Origin of the sequence: Senegalimassilia anaerobia JC110, from assembly GCF_000236865.1 — a bacterium.
GTDB lineage: Bacteria > Actinomycetota > Coriobacteriia > Coriobacteriales > Eggerthellaceae > Senegalimassilia > Senegalimassilia anaerobia.
Genome location: NZ_HE611014.1, coordinates 723412 through 743509, shown reverse-complemented (window position 1 = coordinate 743509; position 20098 = coordinate 723412). Strand labels below are relative to the sequence as shown.

Sequence of the window (20098 nt, the reverse complement as noted above, 5' to 3'; positions counted from 1 at the left end):
CGTAAAGCGATCTGATGCAGCACGACCCCGGCAGCGCCTTCGACTGCACGCCGCACAGCGCTCTTCACCCCTCTACACCTTCGACTATACGCCGCTCAACACCTCGATTGCGGAGCAAAAGCAAAGCGTTACCGACATGCTGCATACGCGCAATGCCCCCAAAACGCAGGAAAGCCCGCTTTCGCGGGCCTTCCTGTTGCTTTTTGTGCAGTGCTTATTGTGCTTGATGCTGTGGTGCTATTCGGCAGCGGTCTCGGCAGCAGCCTCGACCTCGGCCTCTGCGGGAGCCTCGACGGCCTCGGCAGCAGCAGTGGCAGCCTCGATCTCGGCAGCCTTCTCAGCCTCGGCAGCAGCCTTCTTGGCGAACTCCTCGGCACGCTTTGCCTTAGCGGCGGCCTTAGCCTCGCGCTCGGCCTTCTTGGCGGCCTCGATCTCAGCGGCCTTAGCGGCGCGCTCGGCCTTCTTGGCAGCCTCGCGAGCAGCCACCTGCTCCTTAGCGGAACCGAACTTGTCGGCGAAGCGCTGGACGCGTCCGCCGGTGTCGACGAAGCGCTGCTGGCCGGTGTAGAACGGATGGCACACGTTGCAGATGTCGACCTTCAGCTCGGACTTCGTCGAGCGGGTGGTGAAGGTATTGCCGCAGCTGCACTTGACGGTGCACTCCACGTACTCCGGATGGATTCCTTGTTTCATAGTCTGGTACTCCTTTTACCGTGCCTTGGTTTCCGACCAAGGCGGAAGACAAGCCTTTGCATTATAGCACGGAAAACGCCGCGCGCGATGACGTTCGCGCGCGGCGTTCACATGTTTTCCGCGAATGAGAGCCCCAGGGGAAGGCCGCCGATGCCAGCCACAGGCCGACGCCGGCTCAACACTCCCCCGAGCCGTATCCCAACCGGCGATTGCCCTACTCGGCCTTCTCGGCCGCAGGCTCCTCGGACACGGTGATGTCGGCATGCTCGAGCAGCCAGCGGTTGGCCTTCAGGCGGCCTGCGGTCTCACGCAGCACGAAGGCCTGCCCGTTGCCCTCCATCTGACGGCGCGCCGTGGTGGGGTCGGCAGGGTTCATGGCACGGCAGGCGGCCATGATGTCCTCGTCGTCGAGCGTCATCTTCTCGTGGCGGAACACCGCGTCGAGCGCGTAGCCCTGCACGAGCATCTGACGGGCCTGTATCATGAGCATCATGCCGAACTGCTGGTCTCCGCCCTGGGCCTCGACGAACTGCTCGAACGGGATGCCCTGCTGGGCAAGGGAGCCGCGCACGTTCTGCATGAGCGTGTCGCGCATGGACTCATATACCTCGTCGGAGATGGTGCCCTGGAAGCGACGGGACAGCTCGTCGGCCACCATGGTCAGCTGCATCTCCTGATACTGGGCACGCTGCTCGGCCTGCAGGCGCTCGGAAACCACCTGACGAAGCGACTCCACGTCGCGGGCCATGGGCATGTTCTTCTCGATGAACGCCTGGTCGACCTCGGGCACATGCTTCTCCTGGCACTCGAGCACCGTGACCTTGCAGTCAAGGGGAGCCTCACCCTCGGGGGCGCCGGGCATATCGAAGGCGAACTCCTTGACATCGCCCTCGGTCATGCCGATGAGGTTCTTCTCGAACTCATCGGGCATAAGGCCCATGCCCAGGATGTAGGTGCGCCCGTCGGTGCACAGGTTATCCAGGCGCTTGCCGCCCTGGGAGACCTCGAGGGCGATCTTCGCGGCGCCGGAAGCGTCGAGCGGCTTGGCATCGCACTTCTCGTAAGTGGCGAAGCTCTCAGCGAGCTGCTGGATCTGCTGATCGACCAGCGACTCGTCGAAATTCAGCGGCGGGACGGTGATGGACACGGGCTCGTAGCTGGTAAGCTCGTAATCGGGCTTGGGAGTCACCTGCACCTTGAACTCGAAGACCTGGCCGCGCTTGATGGGCTGGTCGATGATGGGCGTAGGCGGGAACGCCGGGCACAGGTTGCGCTTGTCCACGGCGAACGGCACGAGGTAGTCGATAGCCATCTGCTGGGAAACAGAGTCCAGGTCCTTGATGCCGAGCTTCTCCTCGGCTGCCTGGGCCGGCGTCTGGCCCTGTGGAACTTCCACGCCCATGCTCGCGCAGAACGAATAATGCGCCACATTGAACGCCTGGGCCACCTCGGCGGTTGCAGCGGCGGCGGTGAGCTCGATGAGGCCGTCCTCGATCTTCTTCTCGGTAACCTTCATGGGATCCCCTTCTGATTGATGATGAAACGCTCACATTGTAACGCAACCCGGCAGTTGGCAACCCCTGGGGCCGCCAAGGCGCCCCTCCGCCCGCTCGCGAGCTGGCGAAAGGGGCGGCGGGACCTTTGCTCACGCCGCCCGCCAAGGGCTACTCGTTGGACTTCAGGCTTTCCACCATGTCGATGCGGCGCAGCTTGCCGCGCATGGCAAGGGCCACGATGCCCGAGAACACCATGGTGAGCGCGAACGCGATGGCGAAGCTTGCCGCGTGGATGTCGCGGCCGAACATGACTTGATCGACCTCTGCGGTGGTGATGACGAAACCTTCCATGAAAACGCCGAGCACCAGGCCGATCGCGGCGCCGATCACCGACAGCAGGATGGTTTCGCGGAAGATGTACGCATCCACCTCGCGCGAGGTGAAGCCGAGCACTTTGAGCGTGGCGATCTCGCGGGCGCGTTCGGTGATGTTGATGTTCGTGAGGTTGTACAGCACCACGAACGCCAGCAGCGCCGCCGCGACCACAAGCACCACCACCACGCTGTCGACCGTCTTGAGCATAGTGCGATAGCTGCCGATGGTCTCATCGCTATAGGTGACGGTTTTCACGCCATCCATGGAAAGCAGCTGGTCGGAGAACGCGGTACGATCCACGCCTTCCCCAAGGTCGGCATACACGGTGGCGAAATCCGCCGGTTTTCCCATGGCCTGCTCGTACACATCGGCGGTGACGTAGGCATACTGCGCCACATAGTTCTCCATGATGCCGCCGACGGTCACCGCGTGCCCATCTCCTACCAGGTTGCCGATGTCGTCCTCGTCGTAGAGCGTCAGCGTATCGCCCACTGAAACCCCCAGTTGGCTCGCAAGCTTCTCGCTGATGATGGCGCCGCCGTCATCGAGCGTGAGAGGCCGGCCGCCTACGCGTTCGCGCATCTGTACGAAACGCTGCAGCTGCTGAGCGTCTTGAGCGCACACCAGCTCCAGGCGATGCTCGGAGCCGCCATCGGGAGCGCAAGCGATCTTGTTCTCGGTGGAAACCCATGCAAATTCCTGGCCATCCGAGCCCACCGCATCCGAAACCGCATCCTTGGCCTCCTGGCCGGCTTCGTCGGCATCCATGCGCACGATGGTGTTGAAGCTATACACCTCGCCGTACTGCTTATCGATGATGTCGTTGATGGCGTTTTGCAGCCCCAGGCCCGTGAGCAGCAGCGCGGTACAGCCGGCGATGCCGATGATGGCCATGAAGAAACGGCGCTTGTAGCGGAACAGGTTTCGCGCCGTCACCTTCCAGCTGAACGTCATCCTGCTCCACAGCGGGCGGATGCGCTCGAGCAAGATGCGCTTGCCGGCCTTCGGCGCACGCGGCAGCATCAACGAAGCCGGGCGCTCGCGCAGGGTGGCAGCCGCAGCGAACCATGTTGCGGCCACGGTAATGCCCACGCCCAATCCGGCGGCGCTTGCGGCCACGCCCGGGTTCACCGGGGTGGGCATGCAGGGCACCATATACATGATGGAATACGCGTTCATGATGAACCACGGCAGGAACTGGGAAAGCAACGCGATGCCCACGGCCGCGCCCACGCCCGACGCCACCACCGCATAGATGAGGTACTTCGACGTGATGCGCGCATTTGAATAGCCCAGCGCCTTGTACGTGCCGATGAGCACCCGCTCCTCCTCCACCATGCGGGTCATGGTGGTCAGCGACACCAACGCGGCAACCAGGAAGAACATAAGCGGGAACACCGCGGCGATCTGGTCCATGCGGCCAGCATCGCTGCGGAAGCTCTCCGCACCTAGGTTCTTCGAACGGTCGAGCACGTACACGCTGGCGTCCTTATCGGCGATGGCATCGATCTCGGCCTGCGCATCCGCCAGCTGCCGCTCGGCGTCGGCGAAGCGCTGCTGCGCCTCGGCGCGCTTCCCATCAAGCTCGGATTGCCCGCTTCGCTGCTCGGCCAAGCCGCTTTCGTACTCGGCGCGACCCTGCTCGTAGCTTTGCTGTCCGGCGGCATATTGTGCACGCCCGGACGCCAGACGAGCCGCTGCGTCATCGAGCTGGGATTGCGCGCTATCAAGCTGAGCCTGTGCCGCGGAAAGCTGCGAGGCGGCCTGTTCTCGCTGCGCATCGAGCTCGGCCCGACCTGCGGCCAGCTGATCGGGTGCGCCGGCGGTTTGGGCATCGATTTGAGCGATTGCGGCCTCCAGCCGCGCCGCCACATCGGCAAGCTGAGCCGCGCGTGCCTGCTCGAGCTGCGCCTCGAGCAGGCTGCGTTGCGCCATGGCCTGGTCGTACTCCGCTTGTGCGGCATCGAGCTCAGCCTGGGCCTGCGCTATGGCCGACTGAGCCTGTTCGCGTTGCTCGGCAAGCTGAGCCGTGCCGCTGTCATGCTGCGCCCGGCCGCTGGCAAGCTCCGACTCGCCCTGGGCAAGCTGAGCCTGGCTGCTGGAGAGCTGCGCCGCCGCGGAGGAAAGCTGAGCCGCAGCGTTATCAAGCTGGGCGCTCGCATCGTCAAGCTGCGCTTGGGCATCGTCCATCTGCGCGACGGCGTCTGCCTTCTCGCGCTCGAACTCCGCACGCTTATCGTCAAGCTCTGCCTGAGCATCACGCTGCAGCTGCTCGACACGCGATGCAGACAACCGCGGGGAAAGGTCGTTCAACCGCTGCGCCACCGCGTCGACGCGCTCCTGATAGGCGCTATCGGGCCATGCCTCGCCAGCCGCCCCGTCGACGGTGAGGAACGCTTCCGTATAAGGATAATCGGCCGCGAACGCCCCTTCGGGCACGAACACGAAGGACGAAAGCTCTCCCGAGCCAAGCGAGGTGGCGCCGGTATTGGTAGTGCACGTGTAATACGAGGACCGCACGAAACCCGCGACGGTAAAGGTACGGGTGGTGAACACGCCATCCAGGTCTTGAGTGCCCTCAAGCAGCTCGACGGTATCGCCGATATGAACCGGGGACGTCCACACGTTGTCAACGGAAAGCAGGCACTCGTCATCCGATTCCGGCCAGCTGCCCTCCACCAAGATGGGCCGGTTCACGTAGTCGTCATCGTCCGATCGCACATGCATGCCATCGTCGCAACTGCTCGCTTTCGCAGCATCAACGTCAAGCGAATGGTAGCGCAGCGTGTACTGCACGCCTGCCAGCTGAGATACGGCATCCGCCTCGTAGGCGGGCATGACGCCCGATACGCCTTCGACGCCGCGCAGCATATCGACCTGCTCATCGGACATCCCGAGCGATGATACCACGCGAAGGTCGCACAGCTCGGTTGCGTCATAATACTCGTCCCCTGCCAAGCGCATATCGGGACCGGTCATGCGCAAGCCGGCATAGAAGCCGCAACCGAGCGCCGCCATCACGGCAATGGCCAAGAACCTTCCCCACGAATGCGTGATGGAGCGCAGGACTTCTTTACGAAAGGCTCCCATGTCTACCACTCCAAATCAGCGGCGTTGCCAGGATGGGGGTTGATATAGCAGCTGGCTACTCGGCCTTCGCGCACATGGATGACGCGATCGGCGATGTCGGCGAAAGCGGAGTTGTGGGTGATGAGCACCACCGTCTTGCCGGTAGTGCGGCACGTGTCCTGCAGAAGCTTCAGGATAGCCTTGCCGGTTTTGTAATCCAAGGCGCCGGTAGGCTCGTCGCACAACAGCAACTTAGGGTTCTTGGCAAGCGCTCGGGCAATGGCCACGCGCTGTTGCTCGCCGCCGGAAAGTTGCGCAGGGAAGTTGTCCATGCGATGCGAAAGGCCCACCTGCGCAAGCACCTGCGCCGCATCAAGCGGATGCGGGCAGATCTGGCTGGCAAGCTCAACGTTCTCGAGCGCCGTAAGGTTCTGAACCAGGTTATAGAACTGGAACACGAAGCCGATATCCAGACGGCGGTACTGCGTGAGCTGACGTTCGGTGAATCGGCTGATCTCGCGCCCATCAAGCGTGATGGTGCCGGACGTGCATGAGTCCATGCCGCCGAGCATGTTCAAAAGCGTGGTCTTGCCGGCGCCCGAAGGGCCCACCACCACCACGAACTCGCCAGCTTCGGCGGAAAAAGTCATGCCATCGGCAGCGGCAACCTCCACCTCGCCCATCTTGTACACCTTACGAACATCGTTGAATTCCACAAACGCCATGTCCCCACCTTGCTCTTCGGGTGCTTTCCTTCACCTGATTATACAAAAGAGCGCCCCGGCATATGTGCCGGGGCGCTCTAAGCGGTTCAAGCGTTAGCTTGGTGTAACGTCAACCTTAGTTGGCGCCGAACAGCTCGATGGTATCGCCTTCCTTCAGCGTCACCATGGCCTTCTTCCACGTACGGGTCTGACCGACCTGATAACGCACGCGCTTGGGCTTCGGCTTGACGTTCAGGGTGTTCACCTTGACCACGGAGACGTTGAAGATAGCCTCGATGGCCTGGCGGATCTCAACCTTGTTGGAGTCCTTGGCCACCTCGAAGGTGTACACGTTGTTCTCCATCTGGTCGTAGCTGTGCTCCGTCACGATAGGACGGATGATGACCTCGCGGGGATCCTTCATTATGCGAGCACCTCCTCGATGCGCTTCAGGGCCTCAGCGGTGAACACCAGCTGCTTATTGTCGAGCAGCTCGTAGGTGTTGGCCTCGGCGACGGGCAGGATGTTGACCTTCTCCAGGTTGCGGAAGGACAGCCACGTGGTGACGTCGTCGTTGCCGATGACCAGCGTGGTGCGCTGGCCCTCGAAGCCCATGGCCTTGATGAACGCCTTGGCGTCCTTGGTGCAAGGCTTCTCGAACTTGAACTCGTCGACAACGGTGAACTGACCGTCGGCCACCTTGGCGGACAGAGCGGAGCGCATGGCCAGCTTGACTTCCTTGTTGTTCACGCGGAAGGCGTAGCTGCGCGGATGCGGACCGAACACGGTACCGCCGCCAGCCCACTGAGGGGAGCGGATGGAGCCCTGGCGGGCACGGCCGGTGCCCTTCTGGCGCCACGGCTTCTTGCCGCCGCCGCGGACCTGGCCGCGGGTGAGGGTGTTGCTGGTGCCGGCACGCCAAGACGCACGCTGAGCGCGCACAACCTGGTGCATGACGGGCACGTTCGGCTCGATGCCGAACACGGAAGCGGAAAGCTCGGCGTCGCCGGCCTTCTTACCGCTTGCGTCCTTGATCTCGATAGTCGTCATGGTAGTGAAAACTCCTTATAGATAGTCCAGGTTACGCCATGCGCACGCGCACGATGCCGTTCTTGCCGCCGGGGATGGCGCCCTTGACCAGGATCAGGTTCTGCTCCTCGTCGACGCGCATCACGGTCAGGTTCTTGACGGTGACGGTGTCGCAGCCCATGTGACCAGGCAGGCGCATGCCCTTGAGCACGCGGGAAGGCGTGGCGCACATGCCCACCGAACCGGGAGCGCGGTGGAAGTGAGCACCATGGCCGCCCGGACCACCGGCAAAGCCGTAGCGCTTCATGACGCCGGCGAAGCCCTTACCCTTGGAGGTACCGGTGACGTCGACCTTCTTGACCTCGGCGAACGCCGCCACGGTCTGCTGGTCGCCGGCCTTGTACTCGGCGGCGTCCTCGACGCGCACCTCGCGCAGGTAACGGGTAGGCTCGATGCCCTGCTTGGCGAAATGGCCGCCCATGGGTTTGTTGACCTTCTTGGCCTTGATCTCGCCGAAGCCCAGCTGCACGGCCTCGTAGCCGTCGGTGGCCTTCGTCTTGACCTGGCACACCGTGTTCGGCTCAGCCTGGATCACGGTCACGGGGATGAGCTTGTCCTCCTCGTTGAAGATCTGGGTCATGCCGATCTTCTTACCAAAAATAGCGTTAATCATGCTAATTGACACCCCTTACAGCTTGATCTCGATGTCGACGCCGGCAGGGAGGTCCAGACGCATCAGGGAATCCACCGTGTTGGGGGTGGGCTCCAGGATGTCGATCAGGCGCTTATGGGTGCGCATCTCGAACTGCTCGCGCGAATCCTTGTCCACATGGGGGCCCTTGACGACGGTGAACAGGTTACGCTCCGTCGGCAGCGGGATGGGACCGGACACCTTGGCACCCGTCTTCTGAGCGGTATCGACGATGAGCTTCGTGGACTGGTCCACGATCTCATGATCGTATCCCTTGAGGCGGATGCGAATCTTCTGATTAGCCACTTTCATTTCCTCCGTTAAGCTTTCGGACGTTCAACGCTTAAGCGTTGCCGCCGGCCTTGCTGATAATCTCTGCAGCGACGTTCTTGGGAACCGGCTCGTAAGAGTCGAACTGCATGGTGTAGGTTGCGCGACCCTGCGTACCGGAACGCAGATCGGTAGCGTAGCCGAACATCATGCCCAGCGGCACCTTCGCGGAGATGGCGACGGCGCCGTTGCGCTGCTCCTGGCCCTGGATCATGCCACGGCGAGACGGGATGTCGCCCATGACGAAGCCCGTGTACTCCTCCGGGGTCTCGACCTCGACGGCCATGACAGGCTCGAGGATGACCGGGTCGGACTTGCGCAGAGCTTCCTTGATGGCCATGGAGCCGGCAACCTTGAAGGCAGCTTCCGAAGAGTCGACGTCGTGGTAAGAACCATCGATGAGCTCGACGCGGACGTCCTCGACGGGGTAACCGGCCAGAACGCCCGTGTTGAGGGCTTCCTGGATACCCTTGTCGATGGAAGGAATGTATTCCTTCGGCACGACGCCGCCGACGATCTTGTTCTCGAACTCGTAGCCCTTGCCCGGCTCCTGCGGGTACATGTTGATGACCGCATGGCCGTACTGGCCGCGACCACCGGACTGGCGAACGAACTTGCCCTCGGCGGAGAGGACCTCGTGGCCCGGACGCTCGCGGTAGGCAACCTGCGGCTTGCCGACGTTTGCCTCCACCTTGAACTCGCGCATCAGGCGGTCGACGATGATCTCCAGGTGCAGCTCGCCCATGCCGGCGATGATGGTCTGGCCGGTCTCATGGTTGGTGGACACGCGGAAGGTCGGGTCCTCCTCGGCCAGCTTCTGCAGGGCGATCTCCATCTTGGTCTGGTCGGCCTTGGTCTTCGGCTCGACGGCGATGTCGATAACCGGGTCGGCGAACTCCATGGACTCCAGGATGATCGGAGCGTTGTCATCGGCCAGGGTGTCACCGGTGGTGGTGTTCTTCAGGCCGACGACGGCGACGATGTCGCCAGCGGAGCAGGAATCGATGTCGACGCGCTGGTTGGAGTGCATCTGCAGCAGACGGCCGATGCGCTCCTTCTTGTCCTTCGTGGCGTTGGTCACGTAGGAACCGGCGTCAAGGGAACCGGAGTAGACGCGCAGGTAGGTCAGCTTACCCACGAACGGGTCGGTCATGATCTTGAACGCCAGGGCGCTGAACGGAGCCTTCGGGTCGGAAGGACGCTCGTCCTCCTCGTCGGTGCCGGGGATGGTGCCCTTGATGGCGGGAACGTCGACGGGAGCCGGCAGGTAGTCGACGACGGCGTCGAGCAGCTCCTGGACGCCCTTGTTCTTGTAGGCGGAGCCCACGAACACAGGGTTGATCTTGCAGGCGATGACGCCCTTGCGCAGAGCGGCCTTCAGCTCCTCGACGGAGACTTCCTCCTCCATGAGGACCTTCTCCATGAGCTCGTCGTCGCAGTCGGCGGCAGCCTCGACCAGCTCCTGGTGAGCCAGCTCGGCCTCGTCGGCGAACTCTGCGGGGATGGCATCCATGGGCTCGGGGTAGGTCATGCCCTTGTCGTCGGCCTTGAAGTCCCAAGCGGTCATGGTGACCAGGTCGATGACGCCCCAGAAGTTGTCCTCGGCGCCCATGGGCAGCTGAGCAGCGACGGCGTTGGCATGCAGGCGATCCTTCATGGTCTGGATAGCATGCTCGAAGTCTGCGCCGACGCGGTCGTACTTGTTGATGAACGCGATGCGCGGCACGCCGTAGTTCTCGGCCTGACGCCACACGGTCTCGGACTGCGGCTGCACGCCTGCAACGGCGTCGAAGACGGCGACGGTGCCGTCGAGGACGCGCAGGGAGCGCTCGACCTCGGCGGTGAAGTCCACGTGGCCGGGCGTGTCGATGATCTGGAAGCGGTACGTCTCGTCGTCCTTCTTCCAGAAGCACGTGGTGGCGGCAGCGGTGATGGTCACGCCGCGCTCCTGCTCCTGGACCATCCAGTCCATGGTAGCGGCGCCGTCGTGCACCTCGCCGATCTTGTGCGTCTTGCCCGTGTAGTACAGGATACGCTCGGTAGTGGTGGTCTTACCAGCATCGATGTGGGCCATGATGCCGAAGTTACGCGTGAGTTTCAGATCATTAGCTTTAGCCATGTTAGTTCACGCCCTAGAAGCGGTAGTGCGAGAACGCACGGTTGGACTCGGCCATCTTATACAGGTCCTCGCGCTTCTTCACGGAAGCGCCGGTGTTCTCGGCGGCGTCCATGATCTCAGCGGCCAGGCGCTGCTTCATGGTGTGCTCCTTGCGCTTACGGGAGAAGTCCACGATCCAGCGGATGGCCAGCGTGGTGGCGCGGCGGGAGTTGACCTCCATGGGCACCTGGTAGGTGGCGCCGCCGACACGCTTCGGCTTGACCTCGAGGGTGGGGCGGACGTTGTCCATGGCCTTCTTGAAGATAGCCAGCGGATCCTCGCCCGTCTTGGCCTGGACCAGCTCGAAAGCACCGTAGACGATGCCCTCGGCGGTGGACTTCTTGCCGTCCAGCAGGATCTTGTTGATCAACTGGGTGACAAGACGGTTGTTGTAGACGGCGTCCGGCTGAACTTCACGGCGGACTGCTGCTGCACGACGCGGCATGTAAAACTCCTTCTGATTCCTGCGCGCTTCGGGGAAGCTTTCTCCTTCCCATTAGGTTGCCGCCTTCCCGACCCTTTCGGGAGAGGCGCTTTCATGCAACCCGCGCGGCTTAGCGGTTACTTATTTCGGGCGCTTGGCACCGTAGCGGCTGCGAGCCTGCTTGCGGTTGTCCACGGCGGCGCAGTCCAGCGCGGCGCGGATGACCTTGTAGCGCACACCGGGGAGGTCCTTAACACGACCGCCGCGGATGAGCACCATGGAGTGCTCCTGCAGGTTGTGGCCGATACCGGGGATGTAGGCCGTGACCTCCATGCCGTTGACCAGGCGCACACGGCAGACCTTACGCAGAGCCGAGTTCGGCTTCTTGGGGGTGGTGGTGTACACGCGGGTGCACACGCCACGCTTCTGCGGGTTGCCCTTCAGAGCCGGCGTCTTCTTCTTGTCGACCGACTTCTTGCGGCCCTTGCGGACCAGCTGGTTGATGGTAGGCAAAATCTTCTCCTTCTATATTTGCCTCCGGCGGTGTACGAGACCACCGCCGCATTACTCTTGGGTTTCCAAGTGCGTTCAGCTGATACGCACGCGAAAACCCTGCCCCTTTCGGAGCGCGAGTTGGAACTTTATCACCGGGTATAGGGGCTGTCAAACGCCACGCACCCGGGCGTGTCTATTGGTATTTTACCGTGTTTTGGCAGGTCATGCAACGTTTTAATGATCTGCGATGCACGTTTTGCACACAATTTCGCGAAAAGTTGTTGCAAAAGTTGCGAATCGGTGCGGGGTCCTCATCGGCATGGTCGTCGCGCATCCCCGCAAGCCCTGCAACGGGCATGAAACCAACGTTTCACGGACGCCGGCAGCATCTCCCTGGGCCCTTCCCCGTCGGCGAAACCGCTCGAGGCACGGCCGATCCGCTATTTGCGAGCCTCGAGCACGAGCCGCTCGACTAGGCGCGCGCAGCCGTTCAAGTTGTCGACGGTGATGTATTCGTCGCAGGAATGGTAGTTGGCCATACCCGTGGCAAGCGTGATCGCCGAGACTCCGCGTCCCGCCAAGATGTTCGCATCCGCTCCTCCGCCGGATGCGGCAAGGCGTGGACGCAACCCGGCCGCCCGGGCCGCGTGCATGACGCCCTCGACCAACGGGTGATCGGAGGCGTAGGAGATAGGCAGGTAGTCGGTGCGCCACTCGATGTCGACGCTGCCGCCGGCCTGCGCCGCGGCCGCGCGCATGGCCTCGTCCATGGCGCTGCGCTCGGCACGGGCGCGCTCAAGGGAGGTGGAACGGCATTCACCCGACAGCCAGCAGGTGCCAGGCACCACGTTCGTGGCCCCGTCGCACTCGATGACGCCTACGTTGGACGTGGTATGCGCGGAAATGCGCCCCAAGGGCATATGGCAGACCGCCTGCGCCGCCATGGCAAGCGCAGAGACGCCGCGCTCGGGCTCGACGCCGGCATGCGCCGACTTTCCGCGGAAGGTTGCGGTGAACGTGCAGTGGCACGGCGCCTGGTTGATGATGGTGCCCGGATCGCCGTCGGCATCCAATACATAGCACGGCGTGCCTTCCGACAGGAACGAGACATCGAGAGCGCCGGCGCCCAGCAGGTGCATTTCCTCGCACGTGGTCAGGACGACATGCACATCCGGAAGCGCCTCCCCCGCTTCGATGAGGCTGCGAACTCCCTCGAAGATGGCGGCCACGCCAGCCTTGTCGTCGGCAGAGAGGATGGTATCCCCCGCGCTGCGGATCACGCCGCCCTCCACCACGGGCTCGATCCCCTTGCATGGGCGCACGGTATCCATATGCCCGCACAACGCCACGGCGCCGGGAACGATGCCGGCGCGGAAAGCGATCAGGTTGCCCGTGTCGGAACCGGTCCGTTCCGCGGAATCATCGAAGCGGACGGTGAACCCCAGGTCCTCCAGCTCGGCCTTGCACCGTTTCGCCATAACGGCCTCACGGCGCGACGGGCTTTCGATGCGCGCAAGTTCGCAGAACAAATCGAGCAGGCGGTCGGGCTTCACAGGCTCCCCTTTCAGTCAGCATGTCGGCGAATCGGGATGCCGATTCGCCGGGATACGCGGAAAGCCGCGCTCAGGCGGCTTTCCGAAATGGTTCATATATAGATATAGGCCAGCGCCCGCGCGAACGCAAGGAATGCTTGAAACGACCACGCGGCGCGGGAAGGCGCCGTTATCGCGCGGCATGCGCTTGCGCCATGGCGTCCTGCGCGTCCTCCTCTTTGCGCAGTCGATCGCGTTCACGGTCGATGGCGCAGTTACGGAAGTACACAACCCAATTTGCGGCGATGCAGACGACGTTGAGGAAATACACGGCAAGCACCCAGTTGATGGTGCCGGACACGAACTTCGCGGCGATGCCAGCGAAATAGCCGAGCGTGATCAGCAGGATGAACTGCCAACTGGTTCCCGCAGCCGTACGGGCCTTGAAGTTCTTGTATGCGTTCATAGGCCACGAAAGCCCGAAGCAAATGAGCATGATCGCCTCAAGCGCCTCTGCCATTTCCGTCATCTCCCTTGGTGGTATTCTGCAGGTTCGCCGCGGGTGCACGCCCTCGGCGATTTGCTATGGTAAAACAGTCAACGTTATAGGTTAAGCGTTTTCCATAATCTGCGCGTTATCGTCACATTGAGGTTGAAGGAGGTGCGCATGGAGCTGTTGCAGCTGCGCTATTTTCACGAGGTGGCGCAAACCCAGCATATGACGAACTCGGCGAAGCGCCTTGGCGTGGCTCAGCCGGCACTGACGCAGGCCATCCGCCGTCTTGAGGGCGAGTTGGATGCGAAGCTGTTCGAGCGCGCCGGGCGCAACATCAGGTTGACCCCCTGCGGCGAGGCGCTTGAGGCCAAAGTAGCGCCGTTGCTTGCCGCGTTCGACGAGATTCCCCAGACCATTGCACAGGCGAAGGGCCAAGAACGCGACACGGTGCGCATCGACGTCGAAGCCGCAACATCCATGACGGTCGACGCCATCGCGGTGTTTCGCGCGACGGTTCCGCAGGCCGCCTTCGTTATCAACCAAGCGAACAGCGAAGCTCGCTGGGACGTGCGGGTTCGCACGGTGACGCCCGGGGGCGGCGGCAAGCCGGATGCGCGCACATCCCAGGTGTTCCGCGAACGCATATGCCTGGCCATCCCCAAGGAGCAGGCAAAGGGTAAGTCGGTTTGCCTGGCGGATTTCGCCGATGCGCCGTTCGTGTGCCTGGCGGGAACGCGCGGGTTCCGCGGCGTGTGCGACGAGCTGTGCCTGAAGGCGGGGTTCGCGCCGAACGTGGTGTTCGAGTCGGACAGCCCCGATGTGGTGCGCAAGTTCATCGCGCTGGGGCTTGGCGTGGGATTTTGGCCTGAACGCAGCTGGGGTGCGCTGGAGGGGTCGGACGTGGTGCTGGTGCCGATCGCGGATCCCGGGTTCGCGCGCGATATCGTGGTGGAGACGGCCAAGCACCCGTTCGGCCAGAAAGCCGCCGAGTTCCACGCGTTCCTGCTGGAGTTCATAAGACGGCGCATGGGCGAAGCGGACTCATAAGCGGCGTATGGGTCCCGCAAGCAAAGGCCGGGCACCCGGGACCGGGATGCGAGGATCGCGCAGCAAGATAGGCGAGACCGGCAGGCGAAGGCAGTGCGGGACGAAACCTGACAGATAACGCTACGTCCCCGAAGCGTCCGAGCGTCGGCGAGCGGGCGCGCAATGCGTCCGGAAGCGAAAGGAAGCCCTCGCGCGGTTGCGCGGGGGCTTCCTTTCGCGATGACGTTTGCTAACGCAGGGTTAGAGCGCCAGGATGGGTGCGGCCACCTGCTTCTTGCGGGAAAGCACGCCGGGCATCCAGACGGATTTGCCGGTGCAGTCGATGTCGAAGGCGCGGTTGACGAAGTCGGTGTCGCCCTCGCAGATGAACTGGCTGCCCTCGGCCAGGATATCGGTGGCGAAGAACAGCACGAACTGGTAGCCCTTGTCCGCGACCAGGCCCTTGATGGCCTCGCGGATCTCGGCCTCGCGGCCGAGCACGGCCTGCAGGTCGACCGTTTCATACTGGCCGATGTAGACCTTGTTGCCGTTGGACAGCTCGAACTCCTTGGCGTCGGCGTTGACCAGCTTGTCGACGGGCAGCTCGGCGGGGTTGGAGCGGCACTTGAAGATGGACATGCCGTACTCGACCGGGTCGACGCCCACGGCAGCGGCCGTGCGGGCGATGATGTCGCGATCGAAATCGGTGGTGGTGGGCGACTTCATGATGACGGTGTCGGTGAGCATGGCGCCGAGCAGCAGCGCGGCGATGCCACGCGGCAGCTCCACGCCCTCGATCTCGAACTCGCGCGCCACGATGGCGGCGGTGGAGCCCACGGGCTTGGCGTTGAAGCGCAGCGGCTGCGCGGTGACCAGGCCGCCCAGGCGGTGATGGTCGACGATCTCGACGATCTCGGCGGCGTCAAGGCCGTCGGCGGACTGCAGGGTCTCGTTGTGGTCGACAAGGATGACCTGCTGGCCCTCGGAAAGGGACTCGATCAGACGCGGCGCCTCGATGCCGTTCTCGCCCAAGATCCACTCGGTCTCCGGCGGAAGGCCGCCCAGACGGCACGCCTCGTAGACGGCGTCGGAACCGGCGCGCTTGGCCAGCTCGTTTTTCAGGTACGCATAGCCAACAGCTGCGCTGATGGCATCGTTGTCGGGGTTCTTGTGACCGAACACCAGGATGGGTGCCGCCATGTGATCGCTCCTTCGCTAGCCGGGTTACGCCCGGCCTTCATCGTCCTACCCTTTTCGGCGAAGCGTTCACAAAAGACGCGACGCCGACCAACCATTATAACCTCGCTTGGCGCACATGCCCAAAACCCTAGCGAACAGCCACGAACCGAGCGCAAACGGCCGCCGGGCGCCGCACGCCACGACCACCGCTATGCAGCCGCGATGCCCGCGACCGCGGTTTCCTCCACGTGTTGGAACCGTTAACCATGCGTAAACCGCTACGCGCGCCGGCGGCAAGCCGATATAGTGTACGGAAACGAAAACGACCGCAAGGGGCGGCGACATGCTGCCCAAGCCGCGGCCGAAGGATGACGCAAGGTCTGTCTGCCGTCCATTACAGTCAGAGATAAGCCGCCGATGAACTTCGGTGGCGAGTATTCGGCACATGGCCCACAGTTCGGCCAAGCCGCGAGGGGGCCGCCGATCGAGCATCCCCGGATGGCCCTCTGCCCCTGCCCCTCGAGGGCCCGGGGAGGTGTTGCCGCCGAGGACGCTCGCTGATCCGAACGACTGACAGGAAGCCGCCGGGCCCGGAGACCACAGCCAGGTAATGTGAGGTGTCGAGGGCAGGGTTTCCGATCTGCCCACCGTCTGGGGGACGCCACCGTGGCACCACCCCCAGCGCACGCCAGGACGAAAACCGGGCCCCGAATCGTTAACCGAACCGAACAGCGAGTTCTCACGGCAAAAAATCGCCAATTCTGCCCAGCCGTGGTCAGAATTGGCGATTCTTCGCAGCCCCAAGGCCAAAACACACGATTATTTGCGCTATCGGAAAGCCCCTACGCAAACAACCGATAAAAAAGTCCATTTCCCACTTCCGAGACCGCGAAAAACCGTCTGTTTTGACCGCCAGCGACCAAAACCGACGGTTTTTCGCATCGCGCGCCCCCCAGGGCGAGGGCACGGCGCCGAGCTCGAAGGGCTTATGCAAACGACACGGAACCAAGCACGGCTTCCTCTACATGTTGGAACCGTTAACCGTGCGTAAACGGCTACGCGCGCCGGCGGCAAGCCGGTATAGTGTACGGAAACGGAAACGACCGCATAAGGCGACGAGGGCGAAGGAGCAGGCATGGAAACGATTGGGCTGACCGATATCATCGGGCCGGTGATGGTGGGACCGTCGAGCAGTCACACCGCCGGCGCGCTGCGCATCGCGTACATGGCGCGCAAGCTGGCCGGCGAGCTGCCGGCGCACGTGGAGTTCCGCCTGCTCGGCAGCTTCGCGCACACCCTGACCGGCCACGGCACCGACAAGGCCCTGGTCGCCGGCATGCTCGGCTTCGCGCCCGACGACCTGCGCATCCGCAGCTCGTTCGCGCACGCCCGCGAGGCAGGGCTCGACTTCACATTCACCCCCCTGCCCGACTGCGACGACTACGAGCACCCCAACACCATCGATATCGTCATCGACACCGCTGAAGGCGGCCGCATGGAAGTGCGCGGCGAAAGCATAGGCGGCGGCGCGGCGGTTATCCGCAAGATCGACGGGGTGGACGTCTACATCACCGGCGAGAACCACTCGATCGTGGTGCAGCAGCGCGACCTGCCGGGCGTCCTCGCGCACATCGCCACCAGCCTTTCGGCGCACGGCGTCAACATCGCCACGGCCCGCCTGTACCGCGAGCAGCGTGGCGACACGGCATGGACCGTGCTCGAGACCGACCAGCGCATCGACGACGATGCGCAGACGGCTATTCTGGAAAACCCGCTGATCCGCGGCGTGCGCGTCATCCCCGCCGCCTCGCTCGGCCAAGCGCAGGCTGCCATCGGGGAAACCGAGCAAGCAGCGGCGCTCGAGCGTCTGCGGGCGCTCGATTTCACGAACGGGACGCAGCTGCTCGCGCTTTGCGCTGCTCAAAAGGCCGCCATCTCCGAGGTGTTCCTGCGCCGTGAGGCCGCCGTGCAGCAGGCAGGCGGGCATGCCGACGGCACGAGCGCGTATCTCGCTTACGCGCTGCGCGTCATGAAAGACGCCGCGTTCCTGCCGCTCGACGCACCGGCCGCATCCATGGGCGGGCTTTTGGGCGAAGAGGCGCAACGCATGGCGAAGGTGCGCGATTCGGCTGGCGACGTGCTCGGCGAGCCCATCGCCAGCGCAGCCGCCTACGCCATGGCGGTGCTGGAGACCAATGCTTCCATGGGCCGCATCGTGGCGGCCCCCACCGCCGGATCGGCCGGCGTCATCCCCGGCGTGCTGCTGGCCCTGCAGAAGGCGAAGGGATATTCCGACGAGCAGCTGCAGCACGCGCTTGCCTGCGCCGCCGCCGTGGGCTACCTGATCACCCGCAACGCCACGGTCTCCGGCGCCGAAGGCGGCTGCCAGGCCGAGATCGGCTCGGCGGCGGCGATGGCCGCGGCGGCGTGCGTGGAGCTTGAAGGCGGCACGCCCGAGCAATGCTTGAACGCCGCCGGCAACGCGCTCACCAACATGATGGGCCTGGTGTGCGACCCGGTTGCCGGCCTAGTGGAGGTGCCGTGTCAGAAACGCAACGCCTCGGGCGCGGCAACGGCGCTGGTGAGCGCCCAGACCTCGCTTGCGGGCATCGGCAACCTGGTGGGCTTCGACCAAACGGCGGAGGCCATGTACAAGGTGGGCCGCAGCCTTCCCTTCGAGCTGCGCGAATCGGCCCTGGGCGGCCTGGCGGCAACCCCCGACGCCTGCGCCTGGTGCGAATCGCACATGTGCGGGAAGTAAGGAGAAGCCGCTATTTATCCGAATAGTGGCTTCTTGCTGAGTAAATGCGAATGGTATCGCCTTGCATATCGTAGACAAGGCGGTCCTTTTCGTTGATTCTTCTTGACCATAAGCCCGACAAGCTACCCCTGAGCTTCTCGGGCTTGCCCAGGCCTTCATATGGATTGCGCTGGGCATCTTCCACCAGCTTATTGATGCGTTTGAGGGTGCGCTTGTCCTGGGATTGCCACCACAAATAGTCTTCCCAAGCATCATCTGACCAAAGCTTAGGCATCGTCTACCTCAATAAGTTCGTGACTTACGCCGCGCCCTTCCGCAAACTGTTTCATACCGCGCTCGATTTTGCTCATTAATCGCGCGTTCGACTGAATTTCTAGGTTCTCGATAAGGTTATCGTAGTCCATGGCGTTCATGACAACCACATTCGCGCTTGGGTCTTTGCTGGTGACCAGCAACGGAGCGGCATCGTCGCGAGTTTTATCCAAATATGCCCGCAAATCCTTACGAAACGTCGAATAAGCAACCGCCTCCATGAGAAGCCTCCTTAGCTGTACAATTTTTTGTACGATATAGGCATTTTACGAAAGCAGCTAGAAAATCGCAAGCATATAACGTCTGCTGGCGTTTTACCAAATTGCAGATGATTCCAACACCCAGAGCACGAACACCGCGAACTTGATAACAAAGCCCCGAAACAACCGACTTTCTACAATCTCACAAGCAATCACACCACACCAAAGAGCGTTCGTTACGCGAACGAAGGCAGTGATGACATGCTGTTCTTTATCGTTAGATAAAGAACATTGACCAGCTGGTCAATGGCCACAACAAAAAGGAGGGACTATGTTTTCATTTCTAGGATTCGTCGGTGTAATCATGACGATACTCGGCATCTTGGGATGGTCTTTCATGGGAATCCCATGTCTTCCAATTGGCATAATTTGCCTGCTCATTTGTTTCGTAGGAGGCTGGTATGTCTCACCGCAAAGACAAGCATGTCTCCTTGAGAAAGCTCAACAAGAACGAAATAAAAAGCAGTAAACGTAGTGAGGCGTTTAATATGAACTCCACAGACGAACAGAAAATCAGAAAATATGCCGCACTCAGCGATGAGCTAGATATCGACCTAAGCGATTTAACGCCAGCAGAGGTTAGATACCTCAAAAGTAACCAAACGCTTGTTAACAATATTCTTATCGCGACCATCGCAAGCAGCATTGTTTCTTACGAAGACGCAAGCGACAACGACCGCGCAATGATTGAAAAGCTCTGGCCAACTGTCAAATCCGACATTCCGAAGATTAAGCCGCAACTAGTTGAGGTAATCGATGATTTTGAATCGGGTAGCCTCCTTAGAACCATTAAGGCCCCGTTCAAGCTTCAAAAGTTAGGGAAGATGCTTGGCAAAGCAATGCCTCAACTATAACTGCATCGCTAGATAGGAGGCACCATGGGGTTCGTACTCGCGCTAGAGGTTTTCTGGGCAGCATTGAGCATCAAGCTAATCAGCGACGGACAATACCTTGCCGGAATGGCAATGCTTGCCTGCGGCGCTGTATTTGGTTACTACACGCTCAAAGAAAAGTAGCGATGAATAAAACCTTCGCCAAAAGCTGCACTCTTGTGCGTAAGCATGCAAC

The 20098-nt window shown here is 62.3% G+C and carries 20 protein-coding genes; 4 read left to right on the top strand and 16 right to left on the bottom strand.

Annotation, left to right across the window (positions count from 1 at the left end; genetic code table 11):
• Positions 1-237 precede the first annotated feature (237 nt).
• From rpmE to SFHG_RS03090, 13 genes are all read right to left on the bottom strand, one after another.
• A complete protein-coding gene (rpmE, locus tag SFHG_RS03150) occupies positions 238-693 on the bottom strand; it encodes a 50S ribosomal protein L31 (RefSeq protein WP_042433290.1) in 456 nt (151 codons plus the stop codon).
• A 214-nt stretch (positions 694-907) separates the two neighbouring features.
• Complete coding sequence (locus SFHG_RS03145; protein ID WP_042433287.1) at positions 908-2209, bottom strand: trigger factor; 1302 nt, start codon at positions 2207-2209, stop codon at positions 908-910.
• A 148-nt stretch (positions 2210-2357) separates the two neighbouring features.
• Positions 2358-5654, bottom strand: coding sequence for an ABC transporter permease (locus tag SFHG_RS03140; RefSeq protein ID WP_042433284.1), 3297 nt, complete (start codon positions 5652-5654; stop codon positions 2358-2360).
• A 2-nt stretch (positions 5655-5656) separates the two neighbouring features.
• Positions 5657-6358 carry an ABC transporter ATP-binding protein gene (locus tag SFHG_RS03135; protein ID WP_042433281.1) on the bottom strand — a complete coding sequence of 234 codons (702 nt, stop codon included), beginning with the start codon at positions 6356-6358 and terminating at the stop codon, positions 5657-5659.
• A gap of 115 nt (positions 6359-6473) precedes the next feature.
• Positions 6474-6761: a 50S ribosomal protein L23 gene (rplW, locus tag SFHG_RS03130; protein ID WP_042433278.1), complete on the bottom strand. Its 288-nt coding sequence runs from the start codon at positions 6759-6761 to the stop codon at positions 6474-6476.
• Positions 6761-7387, bottom strand: a complete 627-nt coding sequence (gene rplD / locus SFHG_RS03125) for a 50S ribosomal protein L4 (protein WP_042433275.1) — start codon at positions 7385-7387, stop codon at positions 6761-6763. Before rplD ends, rplW begins: the two co-directional genes overlap by 1 nt.
• 31 nt (positions 7388-7418) lie before the next feature.
• The gene (gene rplC / locus SFHG_RS03120; protein ID WP_042433272.1) at positions 7419-8039 is read right to left on the bottom strand and encodes a 50S ribosomal protein L3; all 621 of its coding nucleotides are present in this window, start codon (positions 8037-8039) and stop codon (positions 7419-7421) included.
• Between the two features lie 15 nt (positions 8040-8054).
• A complete protein-coding gene (gene rpsJ / locus SFHG_RS03115) occupies positions 8055-8363 on the bottom strand; it encodes a 30S ribosomal protein S10 (protein ID WP_042433704.1) in 309 nt (102 codons plus the stop codon).
• 37 nt (positions 8364-8400) lie between these two features.
• Positions 8401-10506, bottom strand: coding sequence for an elongation factor G (fusA, locus tag SFHG_RS03110; protein ID WP_042433269.1), 2106 nt, complete (start codon positions 10504-10506; stop codon positions 8401-8403).
• 13 nt (positions 10507-10519) lie between these two features.
• The gene (gene rpsG / locus SFHG_RS03105; RefSeq protein ID WP_042433267.1) at positions 10520-10990 is read right to left on the bottom strand and encodes a 30S ribosomal protein S7; all 471 of its coding nucleotides are present in this window, start codon (positions 10988-10990) and stop codon (positions 10520-10522) included.
• Positions 10991-11110: 120 nt separating this feature from the next.
• A complete protein-coding gene (rpsL, locus tag SFHG_RS03100) occupies positions 11111-11482 on the bottom strand; it encodes a 30S ribosomal protein S12 (protein WP_042433264.1) in 372 nt (123 codons plus the stop codon).
• Between the two features lie 422 nt (positions 11483-11904).
• Positions 11905-13017: a M20/M25/M40 family metallo-hydrolase gene (locus tag SFHG_RS03095; protein WP_042433261.1), complete on the bottom strand. Its 1113-nt coding sequence runs from the start codon at positions 13015-13017 to the stop codon at positions 11905-11907.
• A gap of 169 nt (positions 13018-13186) precedes the next feature.
• Complete coding sequence (locus SFHG_RS03090; RefSeq protein WP_042433258.1) at positions 13187-13516, bottom strand: hypothetical protein; 330 nt, start codon at positions 13514-13516, stop codon at positions 13187-13189.
• A gap of 147 nt (positions 13517-13663) precedes the next feature.
• Here SFHG_RS03090 and SFHG_RS03085 point away from each other — a divergent pair, with 147 nt between their 5' ends.
• Positions 13664-14539 (top strand): LysR family transcriptional regulator, encoded by an 876-nt coding sequence (locus SFHG_RS03085; RefSeq protein ID WP_042433255.1) that lies wholly within the window; start codon positions 13664-13666, stop codon positions 14537-14539.
• 240 nt (positions 14540-14779) lie between these two features.
• Here SFHG_RS03085 and SFHG_RS03080 read toward each other — a convergent pair whose 3' ends face one another.
• A complete protein-coding gene (locus tag SFHG_RS03080; protein WP_042433253.1) occupies positions 14780-15718 on the bottom strand; it encodes a manganese-dependent inorganic pyrophosphatase in 939 nt (312 codons plus the stop codon).
• A 1114-nt stretch (positions 15719-16832) separates the two neighbouring features.
• Here SFHG_RS03080 and sdaAA point away from each other — a divergent pair.
• On the top strand, positions 16833-18458 hold the full coding sequence (sdaAA, locus tag SFHG_RS03070) for an L-serine ammonia-lyase, iron-sulfur-dependent, subunit alpha (RefSeq protein WP_042433247.1): 1626 nt from the start codon (positions 16833-16835) through the stop codon (positions 18456-18458).
• A 10-nt stretch (positions 18459-18468) separates the two neighbouring features.
• On the opposite strand, the gene SFHG_RS03065 is transcribed toward sdaAA, so the two are convergent.
• Together SFHG_RS03065 and SFHG_RS03060 are read right to left on the bottom strand one after the other, a co-directional pair.
• Positions 18469-18732, bottom strand: a complete 264-nt coding sequence (locus SFHG_RS03065; RefSeq protein ID WP_042433244.1) for a Txe/YoeB family addiction module toxin — start codon at positions 18730-18732, stop codon at positions 18469-18471.
• Positions 18725-18991: a type II toxin-antitoxin system Phd/YefM family antitoxin gene (locus SFHG_RS03060; protein ID WP_042433241.1), complete on the bottom strand. Its 267-nt coding sequence runs from the start codon at positions 18989-18991 to the stop codon at positions 18725-18727. Before SFHG_RS03060 ends, SFHG_RS03065 begins: the two co-directional genes overlap by 8 nt.
• Before the next feature lie 440 nt (positions 18992-19431).
• Between SFHG_RS03060 and SFHG_RS03055 the strand changes: the two genes are divergently transcribed.
• Together SFHG_RS03055 and SFHG_RS10570 are read left to right on the top strand one after the other, a co-directional pair.
• Complete coding sequence (locus tag SFHG_RS03055) at positions 19432-19884, top strand: hypothetical protein (RefSeq protein ID WP_042433237.1); 453 nt, start codon at positions 19432-19434, stop codon at positions 19882-19884.
• 24 nt (positions 19885-19908) lie between these two features.
• Complete coding sequence (locus tag SFHG_RS10570) at positions 19909-20046, top strand: hypothetical protein (protein ID WP_155815085.1); 138 nt, start codon at positions 19909-19911, stop codon at positions 20044-20046.
• The last annotated feature ends 52 nt before the right edge of the window (positions 20047-20098 follow it).

Coding starts and splice junctions, on each gene's coding strand:
- rpsG (WP_042433267.1), bottom strand. CDS start 10,990: ATGCCGCGTCGTGCAGCAGCAGTCCGCCGTGAAGTTCAGCCGGACGCC.
- SFHG_RS10570 (WP_155815085.1), top strand. CDS start 19,909: ATGGGGTTCGTACTCGCGCTAGAGGTTTTCTGGGCAGCATTGAGCATC.
- sdaAA (WP_042433247.1), top strand. CDS start 16,833: ATGGAAACGATTGGGCTGACCGATATCATCGGGCCGGTGATGGTGGGA.
- SFHG_RS03135 (WP_042433281.1), bottom strand. CDS start 6,358: ATGGCGTTTGTGGAATTCAACGATGTTCGTAAGGTGTACAAGATGGGC.
- rpmE (WP_042433290.1), bottom strand. CDS start 693: ATGAAACAAGGAATCCATCCGGAGTACGTGGAGTGCACCGTCAAGTGC.
- rplW (WP_042433278.1), bottom strand. CDS start 6,761: ATGAAGGATCCCCGCGAGGTCATCATCCGTCCTATCGTGACGGAGCAC.
- SFHG_RS03065 (WP_042433244.1), bottom strand. CDS start 18,732: ATGCCTAAGCTTTGGTCAGATGATGCTTGGGAAGACTATTTGTGGTGG.
- rplD (WP_042433275.1), bottom strand. CDS start 7,387: ATGACGACTATCGAGATCAAGGACGCAAGCGGTAAGAAGGCCGGCGAC.
- SFHG_RS03145 (WP_042433287.1), bottom strand. CDS start 2,209: ATGAAGGTTACCGAGAAGAAGATCGAGGACGGCCTCATCGAGCTCACC.
- SFHG_RS03055 (WP_042433237.1), top strand. CDS start 19,432: ATGTCTCACCGCAAAGACAAGCATGTCTCCTTGAGAAAGCTCAACAAG.
- SFHG_RS03085 (WP_042433255.1), top strand. CDS start 13,664: ATGGAGCTGTTGCAGCTGCGCTATTTTCACGAGGTGGCGCAAACCCAG.
- SFHG_RS03080 (WP_042433253.1), bottom strand. CDS start 15,718: ATGGCGGCACCCATCCTGGTGTTCGGTCACAAGAACCCCGACAACGAT.
- rplC (WP_042433272.1), bottom strand. CDS start 8,039: ATGATTAACGCTATTTTTGGTAAGAAGATCGGCATGACCCAGATCTTC.
- fusA (WP_042433269.1), bottom strand. CDS start 10,506: ATGGCTAAAGCTAATGATCTGAAACTCACGCGTAACTTCGGCATCATG.
- SFHG_RS03060 (WP_042433241.1), bottom strand. CDS start 18,991: ATGGAGGCGGTTGCTTATTCGACGTTTCGTAAGGATTTGCGGGCATAT.
- SFHG_RS03140 (WP_042433284.1), bottom strand. CDS start 5,654: ATGGGAGCCTTTCGTAAAGAAGTCCTGCGCTCCATCACGCATTCGTGG.
- SFHG_RS03090 (WP_042433258.1), bottom strand. CDS start 13,516: ATGGCAGAGGCGCTTGAGGCGATCATGCTCATTTGCTTCGGGCTTTCG.